14 protein-coding genes and 1 tRNA gene are annotated in these 14,992 nt (G+C 56.1%); all 15 read left to right on the top strand.

Annotated features, from left to right (window positions below; all coding sequences use genetic code 11):
- The first annotated feature begins 12 nt into the window (after positions 1-12).
- The 15 genes from rapZ (at position 13) to A9753_RS06850 (ending at position 14,923) form a co-directional block, all read left to right on the top strand.
- Positions 13-990, top strand: coding sequence for an RNase adapter RapZ (gene rapZ / locus A9753_RS06920; protein WP_245637400.1), 978 nt, complete (start codon positions 13-15; stop codon positions 988-990).
- Positions 991-1,998, top strand: a complete 1,008-nt coding sequence (locus tag A9753_RS06915) for a gluconeogenesis factor YvcK family protein (RefSeq protein WP_067782430.1) — start codon at positions 991-993, stop codon at positions 1,996-1,998.
- Between the two features lie 108 nt (positions 1,999-2,106).
- Positions 2,107-3,087 carry a DNA-binding protein WhiA gene (whiA, locus tag A9753_RS06910; RefSeq protein WP_067782427.1) on the top strand — a complete coding sequence of 327 codons (981 nt, stop codon included), beginning with the start codon at positions 2,107-2,109 and terminating at the stop codon, positions 3,085-3,087.
- 232 nt (positions 3,088-3,319) lie between these two features.
- Positions 3,320-4,324, top strand: a complete 1,005-nt coding sequence (gene gap, locus A9753_RS06905) for a type I glyceraldehyde-3-phosphate dehydrogenase (RefSeq protein ID WP_067782424.1) — start codon at positions 3,320-3,322, stop codon at positions 4,322-4,324.
- Between the two features lie 144 nt (positions 4,325-4,468).
- The gene (locus tag A9753_RS06900; RefSeq protein WP_067782421.1) at positions 4,469-5,665 is read left to right on the top strand and encodes a phosphoglycerate kinase; all 1,197 of its coding nucleotides are present in this window, start codon (positions 4,469-4,471) and stop codon (positions 5,663-5,665) included.
- 6 nt (positions 5,666-5,671) lie between these two features.
- Positions 5,672-6,448 (top strand): triose-phosphate isomerase, encoded by a 777-nt coding sequence (gene tpiA, locus A9753_RS06895; protein WP_067782418.1) that lies wholly within the window; start codon positions 5,672-5,674, stop codon positions 6,446-6,448.
- 160 nt (positions 6,449-6,608) lie between these two features.
- Positions 6,609-6,851, top strand: a complete 243-nt coding sequence (gene secG, locus A9753_RS06890) for a preprotein translocase subunit SecG (protein WP_083090395.1) — start codon at positions 6,609-6,611, stop codon at positions 6,849-6,851.
- Positions 6,852-6,886: 35 nt separating this feature from the next.
- On the top strand, positions 6,887-7,828 hold the full coding sequence (gene xerD, locus A9753_RS06885) for a site-specific tyrosine recombinase XerD (RefSeq protein WP_067782415.1): 942 nt from the start codon (positions 6,887-6,889) through the stop codon (positions 7,826-7,828).
- 86 nt (positions 7,829-7,914) lie between these two features.
- On the top strand, positions 7,915-8,787 hold the full coding sequence (locus A9753_RS06880) for a ParA family protein (RefSeq protein ID WP_067782412.1): 873 nt from the start codon (positions 7,915-7,917) through the stop codon (positions 8,785-8,787).
- Positions 8,788-8,793: 6 nt separating this feature from the next.
- Positions 8,794-9,717 carry a segregation and condensation protein A gene (locus tag A9753_RS06875; protein ID WP_067782409.1) on the top strand — a complete coding sequence of 308 codons (924 nt, stop codon included), beginning with the start codon at positions 8,794-8,796 and terminating at the stop codon, positions 9,715-9,717.
- Positions 9,710-10,369, top strand: coding sequence for an SMC-Scp complex subunit ScpB (gene scpB, locus A9753_RS06870; RefSeq protein ID WP_281180968.1), 660 nt, complete (start codon positions 9,710-9,712; stop codon positions 10,367-10,369). Before A9753_RS06875 ends, scpB begins: the two co-directional genes overlap by 8 nt.
- Before the next feature lie 24 nt (positions 10,370-10,393).
- A complete protein-coding gene (locus A9753_RS06865) occupies positions 10,394-11,320 on the top strand; it encodes a pseudouridine synthase (RefSeq protein ID WP_067782406.1) in 927 nt (308 codons plus the stop codon).
- Positions 11,317-12,489: a prephenate dehydrogenase gene (locus A9753_RS06860; RefSeq protein WP_083090394.1), complete on the top strand. Its 1,173-nt coding sequence runs from the start codon at positions 11,317-11,319 to the stop codon at positions 12,487-12,489. Before A9753_RS06865 ends, A9753_RS06860 begins: the two co-directional genes overlap by 4 nt.
- 71 nt (positions 12,490-12,560) lie before the next feature.
- A complete protein-coding gene (gene der / locus A9753_RS06855) occupies positions 12,561-14,714 on the top strand; it encodes a bifunctional cytidylate kinase/GTPase Der (RefSeq protein ID WP_067782403.1) in 2,154 nt (717 codons plus the stop codon).
- Between the two features lie 135 nt (positions 14,715-14,849).
- Positions 14,850-14,923: transfer RNA gene (locus tag A9753_RS06850), tRNA-Pro, on the top strand.
- The last annotated feature ends 69 nt before the right edge of the window (positions 14,924-14,992 follow it).

The raw sequence follows: 14,992 nt of genomic DNA, 5'->3' as shown, positions 1-14,992 counted from the left end.
GGGGAGCACACGGTGACTGACCACAATCAGAACCCTTTGAACGGAACTGACGTCGCGGCGTCGAGTGATGAGACGGTGCCCCACGGCATTCCGATCCTTGATGAAGTAACCCCGCCCCCCGCACCTGCGGAACGCCCAGAAATGATGATTATTACGGGTATGAGCGGTGCTGGACGTTCCCGTGCTGCCATGGTGCTCGAGGATCTTGATTGGTACGTGGTGGACAACTTGCCTCCGCAGATGTTGCCTGCGTTAGCGGGCATGATGACCACCGATGGTACTGGTGTGCATCGTCTGGCTGTAGTGGTCGACGTGCGTAGCCGTGATTTCTTTGGCCAATTCATTGACTACATCAACTGCCTGCGAGATACAGGGGTCGACTACCGCATCCTTTTCCTTGATGCCAGCGACGCTGCCCTTATTCGGCGTTTTGAAAGTTCACGCCGTCCCCATCCGCTCCAGAGCGATGGTTCCATCACCGAAGGCATCGCTAAGGAACGCGAACTGCTTGATGCTTTGCGTCAACGAGCAGATATGGTCATCGATACTTCCGCGTACTCGGTCCACGACCTGGCTCGTAAGGTACGTGACCTAGTTGCGAAAGAGTCCGAACTCGCTTTGAAGATCAACGTAATGAGTTTCGGATTCAAATATGGCATTCCTCTCGATGCAGATGACGTGCTTGACGTGCGTTTTATTCCCAATCCTTACTGGGTCACGGAACTACGTCACCTTACGGGCCGTGATGAACCTGTGAGTTCGTATGTTTTCGCTCAGGATGGAGCAGTGCAATTCGTTGACGGTTATACGGATCTCCTCATCCCTGTGTTGCCCCGCTATGTAGACGAGCTCAAACCCAATGTGACCATTGCTGTGGGGTGTACTGGTGGTAAGCATCGTTCGGTTGCCAGCGCTGAGCGTATTAGTGCCCGCCTTCGTGAAGCAGGCTTCGCTGTACGCACCTATCACCGAGACCTGGGACGTGAGTAAATGCCTACTACCGTCGATGCCATGGGATTTGCCCGACGCGGTGAAGAAGGCCCTGCTGTAGTCGCACTCGGTGGGGGACACGGGCTGAGCGCTACGCTCAGGGCCCTTCGTCACGTTACTCACCGTCTCACTGCTGTTGTTACCGTCGCTGATGACGGCGGTTCTTCAGGTCGCCTTCGTGATGAGTTCGATTGCTTGCCACCAGGCGACCTCCGCATGGCCTTAGCTTCCTTGTGCGATGAAAGTGAATGGGGACTGACATGGCGTGACGTTCTCCAACATCGATTCACCGGTAAAGGAGAACTCGACAACCACGCTTTAGGTAACCTTCTCATTCTTTCCTTATGGCAATTACTTGGTGACGAGCTCTCCGGCCTGGATTGGGTAGGCCGCCTTCTGGGAATCCGAGGCCGCGTTATCCCCATGAGCGTGCAACCTCTTGTTATTGAAGCCGATGTGGTTGATGGTCCTTTCCGTCGCCATGCAGTGGGACAGGTCAGTGTGGCAACCGCACTCGGTCGCCTTGAAGATGTCCGTGTTGTTCCTGAGGATGCTCAGGCACATCCCGCAGCCCTGGCTGCTATCGATGAAGCAGACTGGGTGGTTCTAGGGCCAGGTAGTTGGTTCACGTCTGTGCTGCCGCATCTATTGCTTCCATCGTTGCGTGAGAGTTTGGTCTCCACCAAAGCGAAAATTGCCGTGGTTCTTAATCTCTCTGCTCAACGCGGAGAGACAGACGGTATGAATCCTGCTGACCATCTCTTGGCTATGGCTCGGTATGCGCCAAATCTGAATGTGGACATTGTCATCGCTGACCCGTCAACTGTCGATGACGTTGACCAGTTGGAACGCGTCGCTGCTCTCATGGGTGCGCAGGTATTTTTACGCCAAGTTCGTACTGGTAATGGCTCTGCTGAACACGATGCACTGCGCTTAGCTGCAGCCTTCCGTGATGCCTTCGATCATGTTTTAGGAGATGTTTCTGACTCCAATGAGACCTCGTCATAGGTAGCCTTGGTTATGTCCAGTGGGGTACAACTGTGTCTCGTGCATGTTGTGCACACCCAACTCCCAGTTTCTCCCTCGTAGACCACTGTTCATTGTGGAGGCTCCCGAATGTCATTGACCGTCTCTGTGAAAGACGAACTGGCACGCGTCGTGGTTGAAAACATCACCGAGCGTCGTGCGGAGGTGGCGTCAATGCTGCGCTTTGCCGGGGGACTTCATATTGTTTCCGGTCGTATCGTGGTCGAGGCAGAGTTGGATCATGGTGCTTCTGTGCGCCGCCTGCGTCGCGACTTACGCGAGTTATACAACGTGGATCCTGAAATCGTTGTGGTCCAGGGAGGTTCCCTCCATCGTGGTAACCGCTACGTACTGCGCGTCATCGATCGTGGCAAGGATCTGGCTCGCCTTAGTGGTTTGGTTGACGGACGTGGCCGCCCAGTTCGTGGTATGCCCGTCTCCGTTGTCCAGGGAGGACGCCGTGTGGCTGCTGCTGCCTGGCGTGGTGCCTTCCTTGCTCGTGGTTCTCTGACGGAGCCGGGTCGATCATCGGCGATGGAAGTGACTTGTCCCGGATCCGAGGCTGCCTTAGCGCTCGTGGGTGCAGCGCGTCGTTTTGATGTTGTTGCCAAAGCACGTGAAGTGCGCGGTGCTGATCGCGTAGTGATTCGTGATGGTGAAGCAATTGGTGTGCTGTTGTCTCGTATGGGTGCTACTCATGCTTTGCAGGTGTGGGGTGAGCGTCGTTCTCGTCGTGAGTCTCGCGGAACTGCGAACCGCCTGGCTAACTTTGATGACGCGAATTTGCGCCGCAGTGCTCGCGCGGCTGTTGCTTCTGGTGCACGTGTTGAGCGCGCATTCGAGATTCTGGGTGATGACATTCCTGAGCACCTTGTTCAAGCAGGACGTCTGCGTGTTGAGCACAAGCAGGCCAGCCTCGAAGAATTGGGACAGTTATCCACACCCCAGTTGACTAAGGATGCTGTGGCAGGACGTATCCGTCGCCTCCTTGCCATGGCTGATAAGCGTGCTCATGAATTGGGTATTGCGGACACTGAGTCCGTGTTGACACCCGAAATGCTCGATATGTGATCGGGACCAAAGTCCTTTTCTTGCGCTGAAATTCCGCCAACATGGCATGCGCCACATCAAGTTGTTCGCCCTTGGCGTGGGTAGAAACTACGCTCTTTGGCTTAGGTCACGATATGCTCAGAGCGCTGGATGAGCGATGTGCGTTTCGCCCTTCGAATCATCCGGGGCACTAAACCAGTGCACAAGAATACGAATCTCGTGCGCCCTGACCGGCGCACTAGGAGGACACAAAGTGACCACCCGCGTTGGTATTAACGGCTTCGGCCGCATCGGCCGTAACTTCTTCCGCGCTGCTCTCGAGCAGGGCGCTGACATCGAGATCGTTGCAGTCAACGACCTGACCGACAACCAGACTCTGGCTCACCTGCTGAAGTTCGACTCCATCATGGGTCGTCTTGACGCTGAGGTTACCTACGATGACGAGTCCATCACCGTAGACGGCCACCGCATTGTTGCTCTCGCTGAGCGCGAACCTGCCAACCTGCCTTGGGGCGACCTGGGCGTTGACGTGGTTGTTGAGTCCACCGGCTTCTTCACCGATGCTGAGAAGGCAAAGGCCCACATTGAGGCTGGCGCCAAGAAGGTCATCATCTCCGCTCCCGCAAAGAACGAAGATGCCACCTTCGTTATTGGTGTGAACCTGGACCAGTACGATCCCGAGAAGCACAACATCATCTCTAACGCTTCCTGCACCACCAACTGCCTTGCTCCTTTCGCCAAGGTTCTCGACGAGAACTTCGGTATCGAGTCCGGCCTCATGGTGACTGTGCACGCATACACCGGCGACCAGCGCCTCCACGACGCTCCCCACAAGGATCTGCGTCGCGCCCGTGCTGCAGCTCTGAACATTGTTCCCACCTCCACCGGTGCTGCTCGTGCAGTGGCCCTCGTTCTTCCCCAGCTCAAGGGCAAGCTCGATGGTTACGCCATGCGCGTTCCCACCCCCACCGGTTCCGTGACCGACCTGACCTTCAAGCCTTCCAAGCCCTGCACCGTTGAAGAAGTTAACGCTGCTCTCAAGGCTGCTGCTGAAGGTGAACTCAAGGGCGTTCTCGAATACTCTGAGGCACCCCTGGTCTCCACCGATATCGTCGGCGATCCTCACTCCTCCATCGTCGACTCCGGCCTGACCAAGGCCATCGGCGACCAGGTCAAGGTTGTCTCCTGGTACGACAACGAGTGGGGCTACTCCAACCGCCTCGTTGAGCTCACCTCTTACGTTGGCGAGCGCCTCTGATCGTGATGTGATGAGGCACTAAGCCTCTTCCATCATGAGCGATGAGCTCACAATGACGTTTGCGCCCGCGCACGCCACGGCGTGCGCGGGCGCAGCCACAAGATCACCTGACAAACAAATTCTCTTCACACACAAAGAGGTTCCATGAAGACCATTGACTCCCTCGGCGACCTGCGCGGAAAGCGCGTCCTGGTTCGTTCCGACTTCAACGTTCCGCTCGATTCCGAAAAGAACATCACTGACGACGGCCGTATCAAGGCTGCACTGCCTACCCTCAAGCGTCTGACTGATGCAGGAGCAAAGGTCATCGTCATGGCACACCTTGGCCGTCCTAAGGGCCAGGTTAACCCCGAATACTGCCTCGGGCCTGTCGCTACCCGTCTCGGTGAATTAGCCGGTGTCCCCGTCACTTTCACCAAGTCCCATCTGATCGATGAGACTACCAAGGCTGAAGCACAAGCCCTGAAAGAAGGCGAAATCCTTCTTCTGAACAACGTGCGCTTCGATCCCCGCGAAACTTCCAAGGTTGACGAAGAGCGCGAAGAACTCGCCAAGTCCATGGCAGAACTCGCAGACGTTTTCGTTTCCGATGGCTTCGGTGTGGTTCACCGTAAGCAGGCTTCCGTTTACGACATTGCCAAACTTCTGCCCAGTGCAGCAGGTCTGCTCGTTGAGAAGGAAATCCTCTCGCTGAGCAAGGCAGTTAATGATCCTGAACGTCCCTACGCCGTGGTCCTTGGCGGATCCAAAGTTTCTGACAAACTCGGCGTGATCGCCAACCTGCTGGGTAAAGCAGACCGTCTGCTCATCGGTGGCGGTATGGCTTACACCTTCCTGGCAGCCAAGGGTTACGGCGTAGGCAACTCCCTCCTCGAAGAGGACCAGATCCCCACGGTGAAGGAATACATCGCCACCGCTGAAAAGAATGGCGTAGAACTCATTCTCCCCGTTGATGTTGTAGTCGCACCCGAATTCAACAAGGATGCCCCGGCAACCGTTGTGGATGCTGACGCAATCCCCGCCGATCAGATGGGCCTGGACATCGGCCCCAAGAGCCGCGAACTCTTCGCCCACGCTATTGATTCGGCCAAGACCGTCGTTTGGAACGGCCCTATGGGCGTATTTGAATTTCCCGCATTCGCTGAAGGCACCAAGGCAGTTGCTCGTGCCATGAGTGAGGGCGATGCTTTCAGCGTTATCGGCGGTGGCGATAGTGCCGCAGCCGTCCGCACTCTGGGCTTCGACGAGTCCACCTTCTCCCACATTTCTACCGGTGGCGGCGCCTCCCTCGAACTTCTCGAAGGCAAGGTTCTCCCCGGCATCGCAGTATTGGAAGGCTGATACACCATGACACGCACCCCCCTGATGGCCGGTAACTGGAAGATGAACCTCGATCACCTCGAGGCCAACCATCTCGTCCAGGGCCTTGCAATGGAACTGGCTGATCACAACCATGATTACTCCCAGTGCGAGGTTCTGGTGATTCCTCCGTTCACCGATATCCGCACCGTACAAACCATTGTTGATGCTGACAACCTCGGCATCAAGTACGGCGCACAGGACGTCTCCGTACATGACAATGGCGCATACACTGGTGAGATTTCCACCTCTATGCTCACTAAGCTTGGCTGCACCTATGTTGTCATGGGTCATTCCGAGCGCCGCGAGTACCATAACGAGTCAGATGAACTTGTTGGTGAGAAGGCCCGTAAGGTTCTCGACGCAGGGATGACCCCCATCCTTTGCTGCGGCGAAGCCCTTGAGATCCGTAAGGCCGGCACTCACGTCGAGTTCGTCCTCGGCCAGATTCGCGCAGCCCTCAAGGGCTGGGACGCCGCTGATGTCGCCAAGATTGTCATCGCCTACGAACCCATCTGGGCCATCGGCACCGGCGAAACCGCCACCGCTGATGACGCTCAGGAAGTCTGCGGTGCAATCCGCAAGGCTCTCGCTGAAGACTTTGGTGCAGAAACCGCAGAGGCAACTCGTGTGCTCTACGGTGGCTCCGCCAAGCCTGGCAACATCAAGGAACTCATGGCTCAGGAAGACATCGATGGTGCACTCATCGGTGGCGCCAGTCTGAAGGCTGATTCCTTCGCCGAAATGTGCCGCTTCTACGCCTGATTTTCAATCAGCCTGATAGCAATTTGGTGCCCCGCCTTCTGTATGAAGGCGGGGCACCGTCGTCATTCGAACCTGGTAAACCCACGATAATGACGAATAGAATGCGTCATACGCTAGGATGTGAACAGTTTGAGACCCCAGCCGTCTAAGGAATGACACCGTGGCAGCCCTGACCATTGCATTGAAAGTACTCCTCGTTCTTTCTAGTTTCTTCCTCATCATGACCGTGCTCCTTCACAAGGGCAACGGTGGCGGGCTGTCTGACATGTTCGGCGGTGGCCTATCCAACGCCGTGGGTTCCTCCGGTGTCGCTGAACGCAACCTCAACCGCATCACTATTGGTGTGGCACTGGTGTGGGCCGTGGCCATTGTGGGTCTTGGCCTAATGATTAAGTTCGCCTGAGTTTTTCACCGACTGTGGGGGAGTACCCGTACCCAATGAGCACCCCACGCCCTGCACGTACGGCCCTGACCCGAGCACACGACGAATACCTGGCACATCTGCGGGTAGAACGCGGCCTCAGCCCCAATACGCTAGCCGCCTACAGACACGACTTAGATCGCTACCTTGAGTTCCTCACCTCTCAAGGAATCACGGACCCAGAAGCGATTACTGCCAATCACGTTTCCACAATGGTTCAACGCCTGCGTCAAGGCACTAAGGATACTCCAGCACTTGCACCATCAAGTGCTGCACGTGCCACAGTGACCATCCGCGGCTGGCACAAGTTCATGGCCGCGGAGGGAACAGTCATCGATAACGTGGCCGGTGATATCGCGCCACCAGCGGTGGGTAAGCGTCTTCCCAAAGCGCTGAGTGTTGATGAGGTCTCTCGTCTACTGCAGGCAGTCAACGGAAATGATGCTGCGGCACTGCGTGACCGTGCTCTGCTCGAAATGCTTTATGCCACGGGCGCTCGTATTTCTGAGGCCGTGGGCCTGACCATCGATGACCTTGACCGAGAATCAGGATGCGTCCGTTTGTTCGGTAAGGGACGCAAAGAACGTATTGTGCCCATGGGCCAGTACGCCTGGGACGCCATGGATCGATATCTTGTCCAATCACGTCCCCACCTTGCGGAAAAAGGTCAAGGCAATGCCTCAGTGTTCGTTAATTTGCGCGGCAATCCATTGAGTCGCCAAAGTGCTTGGGGCATTATTCAGCACGCCGCTGAGGCAGCAGAACTCACCACGCACATTTCTCCCCACGTCCTGCGCCACTCCTTCGCTACCCACGTCCTTCATGGTGGTGCAGATGTGCGTGTGGTCCAGGAAATGCTTGGTCACGCCTCAGTGACCACCACCCAGATTTACACCCTCGTCACCGTGGACCAACTCCGCGAGGTCTACGCTATGAGCCACCCCCGAGCCCGTGGCTAACAAAAATCCAGACTTTCGCACGAGTATTCGGCTCATAACACAATGATGCGTACTCACTGGGGCTTGTGTTCCGATAGGCTTGGCCTGTGAAGGACACAGCACAGCCCGGATTGATCGACTTGGACACTCCCGCTCTTGATGGAGGGGAGAACTTTCCTATTCCTGAACCGCTGACCTCTCATGGTCCGGCGAAGGTCATTTCCATGTGTAATCAGAAGGGTGGCGTAGGCAAAACCACCACTACTATTAACCTTGGTGCTGCACTGGCTGAATACGGTCGCAAGGTCCTTATTATTGACTTCGATCCCCAGGGTGCTGCCAGCGCTGGCCTTGGCATCAATGCCAACGAACGTGACACCACCATTTATGACCTGCTCGTTGCTGCACGTCCGGACATTCTTCCGGTTATCGAGCACACCTCAACACCCGGTCTAGATATTGTTCCTGCCAACATTGACCTTTCCGCGGCTGAGGTCCAACTGGTCAATGAAGTTGCTCGTGAACAGGCACTCACTCGCGTATTGCGTCCCGTTCTCGACGATTATGACATCATCCTTGTCGACTGCCAGCCTTCACTTGGTTTGCTGACTGTCAATGCATTGACCGCCTCACATGGCGTGATTATTCCTCTGGAAACTGAATTCTTCGCACTTCGCGGTGTGGCCCTGCTCGTAGAAACCGTTGAGCGTGTCCGTGATCGTCTCAACCCACGCCTGCAGATCGACGGAGTTCTGGCCACTATGGTCAACACTCAGACTCTTCACTCACGTGAAGTTCTTGAACGTCTCGAGCAGGCTTTCGGTGACACGCTGTACCGTACCCAGATTCGCCGCACGATTAAGTTCCCTGATGCATCCGTTGCCGCCGAACCCATCACTTCCTATGCCCCCACGCACTCTGGTGCACAGGCCTACCGTCAGTTGGCGCGTGAATTGATTGCCCGCGGCAATGTCGCGTGATGAGCAGTGGCACGGGCACATTCTGATACACCCTTTTTGCCGGTGTCATCGGGGCAATTAACACTCCCTGTTGAGGACCCATCAGCAGCCCCTAGTCGCATTCCCGGTTTTTCGGTCAGTCTCGAACAATTCGAAGGTCCTTTCGACCTTCTCCTTCATCTCATTGCCCGCAAACGCTTAGATGTCACTGAACTTGCCTTAGCAAGTGTGACTGATGAATTCGTGGCCTATATGCGTTCAGATTGGAATCTGAGTGCTGCCAGTGAGTTTGTGGTGGTCGCCTCGACTCTTCTCGCATTGAAAGCCCACCGCCTTTTGCCTCATGACGGTGAAGACGATGAGGACTTGGACTTTGAACTGCTCGAAGCACGAGACCTGCTTTTCGCCCGTCTCCTGCAATACCGTGCCTTCAAAGAAGCCTCACGATATGTAGCCAAAGCCATGGAAGCAGGCAGTGCGTCCTGGCCACGAATCCCTCCCGAAGACCCTGATCTGGCTCAACTTCTTCCCACGTTGGTTTTCACCCTCGGGCCAGAGGATTTAGTTAAGCGTGCAGCCGCAGCTTTCACCCGCCCAGATGGCGAACTTGTGACCACGATGCACATGCATGAGCCTACGGTTCCTGTGGAAACGCAGATTGGGTTGATGCGTGAGCGCATCAAAATGGGTGGCACCGTGACTTTCGCCTATCTCATCGGAGATACTGATCGACTCCCCGTTGTCATCTCCCGTTTCCTCGCTGTGCTCATCCTCTTCCGTGAGGGCCTAGTCAATATTGCCCCCACCCAGAGTGGTGATTCGTTCCGCGTCGAGTGGAACACGGAGCGTCCTCACAGCGATCTTCCCAGCGATGACCTTGGCGGGTGGGATGATGAATCGGAACGTGACATTGCCATCACCGCACCTGCCGAGGAGGGACACCATGAGTGAGGCAACACCCACTGAATCCGCACAGATGCCCCTGGACCTCTGGCACAACACTGACGGTCAGATTGGCTCGTGGCATACCGATGACGCACTTCTCGCGGCCCAACTCGAGGCAGTCCTTATGGTCACCGACCAGCCCGTGACCACAGAAGAACTCGCCGACGCTGTGAATAGGGAACCGGGCGACGTCGCCACCATGCTCAAGACTCTCGCCGCCCAATACCGCGGTGATGCAGGAACACCACCACGCGGCTTTGTTCTGAAACACGTCGGTGGCGGCTGGCGTATCTATTCCAATCCTGCTCTGCGCAGTGTGGTGGAACGCTTTATCACCGGGGGAGCCACCGCACGCTTAACTCAAGCTGCCCTCGAGACCCTGGCCGTCATTGCCTACCGCCAGCCGATCACCCGTGGTCGTATTAGTGCAATCCGCGGCGTAAGTGTCGATGGTGTGGTACGTACGCTCCATGCCCGTGGTCTCATTGAAGAAGATGGCCATGAACCATCGGGCGCGGTACTTTATCGGACTACCACAGAATTTCTTGAACGTCTGGGCCTCAGTAGCCTTGATGAACTACCACCACTGGCTCCGTATTTGCCAGATACTCATGTTCTCGACGATATTGATGCACAGGCCTCAAACCGCATGCTGTAACGCCACCACGAAGGGCACCCATTCATGGACCACAAACCTCAGTCATCGCTCGACTTTGGTGACGAAGAGTTTTACGACGACGATGACCTCGAATTCTTCCCCGATAATGCGCCCGACGCAGACCTCGCTGCCTTCGACCGTGAAGCCCGCCAAGCCGAAGAACGTGACCGGCAGCGTGAACATGCAGACCAGGTGTATGTCCCCAATGGCCAGCGTCTAAACAAGATACTTGCTCATGCTGGCGTGGCCTCACGGCGCATGTGCGAACGCTACATTACCGACGGCCGCGTAAGCGTCGATGGGATAGTGGTACGCGATCTAGGTGTGCGTGTGGACCCTACCAACCAACGCATTACTGTTGACGGCCAGCGCATCATTGCGGACCCTTCCATCATTACTCTGATGCTCAACAAACCCGCAGGCGTGGTATGCACCATGGATGATCCCCAAGGTCGCCCCACCGTGGCGGATATGGCACGCGACTATTGTGAAGAAAACGGATTAGGGTCAGAGGTCCGATTAGTCCACGTTGGACGCCTCGACACAGCCACCGAGGGCCTCCTCCTTTTGAGCAATGACGGTGAACTCTCCCATCGTCTCATGCATCCGCGCTACGAAATCAGCAAAACCTACGTGGCTATCGTCAAAGGACAGATGGAACGCGGCACTGCACGACAACTCATGCGCGGTATCGATCTGGACGATGGTCCCATTGCCGCTGACAAAGTCAGCATTCGCCAGGCCACGCCACAAGGATCCATTATTCACATCACCTTGCATTCTGGCCGTAACCGTATTGTGCGCCGTATGTGTGAAGCCGTCGGGCACCCAGTCACTCGCCTGTCACGAACAGCTCTAGGACCGTTGACCCTTGGCCCCCTTCACCAGGGTCACATGCGTCAATTAACCAGCCAAGAAATTACCGACCTCAGCCAAGCAGTAGGACTATGAGCATTCGCGCAGAAACTGTCGATGAACAACTGCCCCAGTTACGTGAGGTCGAGACTCCGCTGTTGGCTACTACTGGGCCTGTTGTCATTATTGGCACCGGTCTGCTCGGTACCAGCGTGGCACTGGCCTTGTGCGCCGGGGGAGTTGACGTGTACTTGGCTGACGCCTCGCCCACCTGCCAGGCACTTGCTATCGATATGGGGGCAGGACACAGCGTAGATAGTCTCCCCAGTAACGACGCCGTAAGCATCGTCGTGGTAGCTACCCCACCTGACGTGTGCGCATCAGTTATCGCCCAGGCGTTAAACCAGTACCCCAACGCCACCGTTACCGACGTGGCCAGTGTGAAAGAATCCATCGCACGCAGAGTACAAACCCTGGCAGGGGAAAGTCTTAACCGCTACGTCGGTTCACATCCCATGGCTGGACGTGAAACATCAGGCCCCCTGGCAGCTCACGCAGACCTCTTCGCGGGACGCCCTTGGGTGATTGTTCCCGGCCAAGCAGATAGCCAACGTGTTTTGCAGATTCGTACACTGGCCGTCGATGTAGCAGCGGCCCCCATTACTATGGAAGCTGACAAACACGACCAGGCCGTGGCTGCAATCTCTCACTTGCCACAAATCATGAGTTCGCTACTTGCCTCCAGGTTAATCGACACACCAGCCACTGCACTCTCATTGGCTGGACAAGGATTGAGGGATACCACACGTATTGCCGCCTCTGACGAACGCATGTGGAGTTCCATTCTTACCGCCAACCACGAACCCATCGTTGCCATGCTTAACCAGGTGCGCAGCGATATGGATGAACTCATCGAGGCATTGGAACATTCCACGGATTCCAAACACGCACATACGCAGGCCATCGGGGGAGTAGCTCGACTCATTAACGCCGGTAATGAAGGACATTCCCGAATTCCAGGTAAACACGGCGGTGCCCCACGGCGATACGCTAAAGTCCATGTCTTGGTTCCTGATACCGTAGGTCAACTGGGCAGACTCTTTGCTGACATTGCTAAGGTCGGAGTCAACATTGAAGACTTCGCTATGGAGCACTCAGCCGGCCAGAAAGTTGGCGTGGCCATCGTGTCCGTTTCACCTGCTCAGGCGAGCCCGCTTGAAGCCTCCTTGAGTGAGCAAGGGTGGCGCGTGGCACGCATGGCATAGTGGCCCCTGCCTGAAAGTCATGGCAGGCTAAGAACAGACGTTTTATTTCCACCATCACAAAGGACGGCTTCATGTCCCTCGTCATTGCCATCGACGGGCCCAGTGGCTCAGGCAAATCCACCGTCGCTAAGCGAGTTGCCAGTGAACTCGCCTTGGCATACCTCGACACCGGCGCCATGTACCGCGCTGCCACATGGTGGTGCGAACACCAAGGCATCGACTTTGACGATGCTGACGCAGTAATTGAGTGTGTTGAAAACATGCCACTAGAGATGGGGCTTGATCCAGAAGATCCCTCCGTCGTTGTTAATGGACGCGCAATTGATGAAGAGATTCGCGATCCTCACATTTCCACCATTGTTTCTAAGGTCGCTACCAACCTTGATGTACGCGCCAACATGAAGGCACGCCAGCGCGCCATCATCAGCGATGAATCCGAGGGCGGCTTCTCTGAGGGCTCCGGCATTGTCGCTGAGGGCCGCGACATTACGACTGTTGTTGCCCCTGACGCTGACGTTCGTCTCTTAGTGACTGCTAGTGAAGAGGCACGATTGCTCCGCCGTGCCGGTGACCTTGAGGCTTCAGGAAAACTTGTGGACGCTGAAGCACTGCGCGATCAGGTACTCCGCCGTGATCGCGATGATGCTACGGTCTCCCAGTTCCTTACTGCTCCTGAAGGTGTCACCCTTGTGGATACCTCGGACATGACACTTGATGAGAGCGTTGAACACGTACTCGATTTGGTGGAAGAAGCCATTGACGAGCAGGCCCAGCAGATCAGTGAAGATGACCTCCGTGCTCAAGCGCTGTTGGCTGGACTTGATGATTACGATCTCAGTGACGATGACCGTGCGATTCTCGCCATGGGCGATGACGTGCTTGAAGCACCGACACTTGAAGCGGGTCTTCCGGTCCTCGCCGTGGTGGGCCGCCCCAATGTCGGTAAATCCACTCTCGTTAACCGTGTTCTTGGTCGACGCGAAGCGGTGGTCCAGGACGTTCCAGGCGTGACGCGTGACCGTGTGTCCTACCCCGCAGAATGGGCAGGACGCCGTTTCACCATTGTCGATACCGGGGGATGGGAAGTTGATGTTGAAGGTATCGACGCTGCGGTAGCCACCCAGGCGGAAGTCGCCGTAGAAATGGCAGACGCCGTGCTCCTGGTTGTCGATGCCACCGTCGGTATTACCGATACTGATGCGCGCGTTGTCCGTATGCTTCGTAAGAGTGGCAAGCCGATTGTCTTGGCCGCCAACAAGGTTGATAGTCCTGCTCTTGAAGGTGATGCAGCAGCATTATGGAACCTCGGTCTTGGGCAACCGTGGCCTGTCTCTGCTCTCCATGGCCGTGGTAGTGGAGATGTACTTGACGCTTGCATGGAAGTACTCCCTGAGGTATCCGCTGTAGCTCCCCCTCCGCCGGATGGTGTACTTCACCGTGTAGCTCTGGTTGGCCGCCCAAACGTGGGTAAGTCATCTCTGCTCAATTCCATCGCTGGGTCACAACGCGTTGTGGTCAACGAACTGGCCGGTACGACTCGTGATCCTGTTGACGAAGTCGTTGAAATGGATGGCCGCCAGTGGATGTTCGTCGATACCGCGGGTATCCGTCGCCGTGTTCGCCAGGCCCGTGGTGCTGACTTCTATGCTGTTTTACGGACTCAGGGAGCCATCGAAAAAGCGGAAGTCGCTGTGGTGCTCCTTGATGCATCTGAGACCATCAGTGAACAGGACGTTCGCGTCATCCAGCAGGTTGTTGATGCAGGCCGTGCACTTGTCCTGGTCAACAACAAGTGGGATTTAGTAGATGAGGACCGCCAAAAGCAGTTGCTCTGGGAAATCGAGCACGACCTTGGCCACGTCTCGTGGGCTCCTCACATCAACCTGGCTGCCAAGACCGGTTGGCACACTAACCGCCTGGCTCGTGCCATTGACGCAGCCCTTGAAGGCTGGAGCACCCGTATTCCTACGGGGCGCCTCAACGCCTTCCTTGGCGAGTTGCAGTCTGCTACACCGCACCCGGTACGCGGTGGCAAGCAGCCTCGTATTTTGTTCGCTACACAGGCCCAGGTGGCTCCTCCACGTATCGTCGTGTTTACTACCGGGTTCCTCGATCCTGGTTATCGCCGATTTATTGAGCGCCGTCTACGTGAAGAGTTTGGTTTCGTGGGTACGCCTATTCAGATTGGTGTGCGCGTGCGCGAAAAACGTTCTCGTAAAAAGTAGGGGAGAGGGCCTAACGCGCTTATTATCGGCTGAAAACTACATGTGTGCACCGTCACGCGTTTTTGATTTTCATTCGGGCACCGATATGCGTTAGGCTTTCACCCGTTCGCAAGAGCGAAAGTTACTTGAGAACAACGGGCTGTGGCGCAGTTTGGTAGCGCACTTGACTGGGGGTCAAGGGGTCGTGGGTTCAAATCCCGCCAGCCCGACGATTTAATGGCTTACATCACACGATGTAAGCCATTTTTCGTTGCAATTTCAATAACCGTGCTAGACGT

This window comes from Actinomyces vulturis (assembly GCF_001687305.1).
Lineage (GTDB): Bacteria > Actinomycetota > Actinomycetes > Actinomycetales > Actinomycetaceae > Actinomyces > Actinomyces vulturis.
The sequence above is the reverse complement of the archived record's forward strand: the minus strand, read 5'-3'. Positions and strand labels throughout refer to the sequence as shown.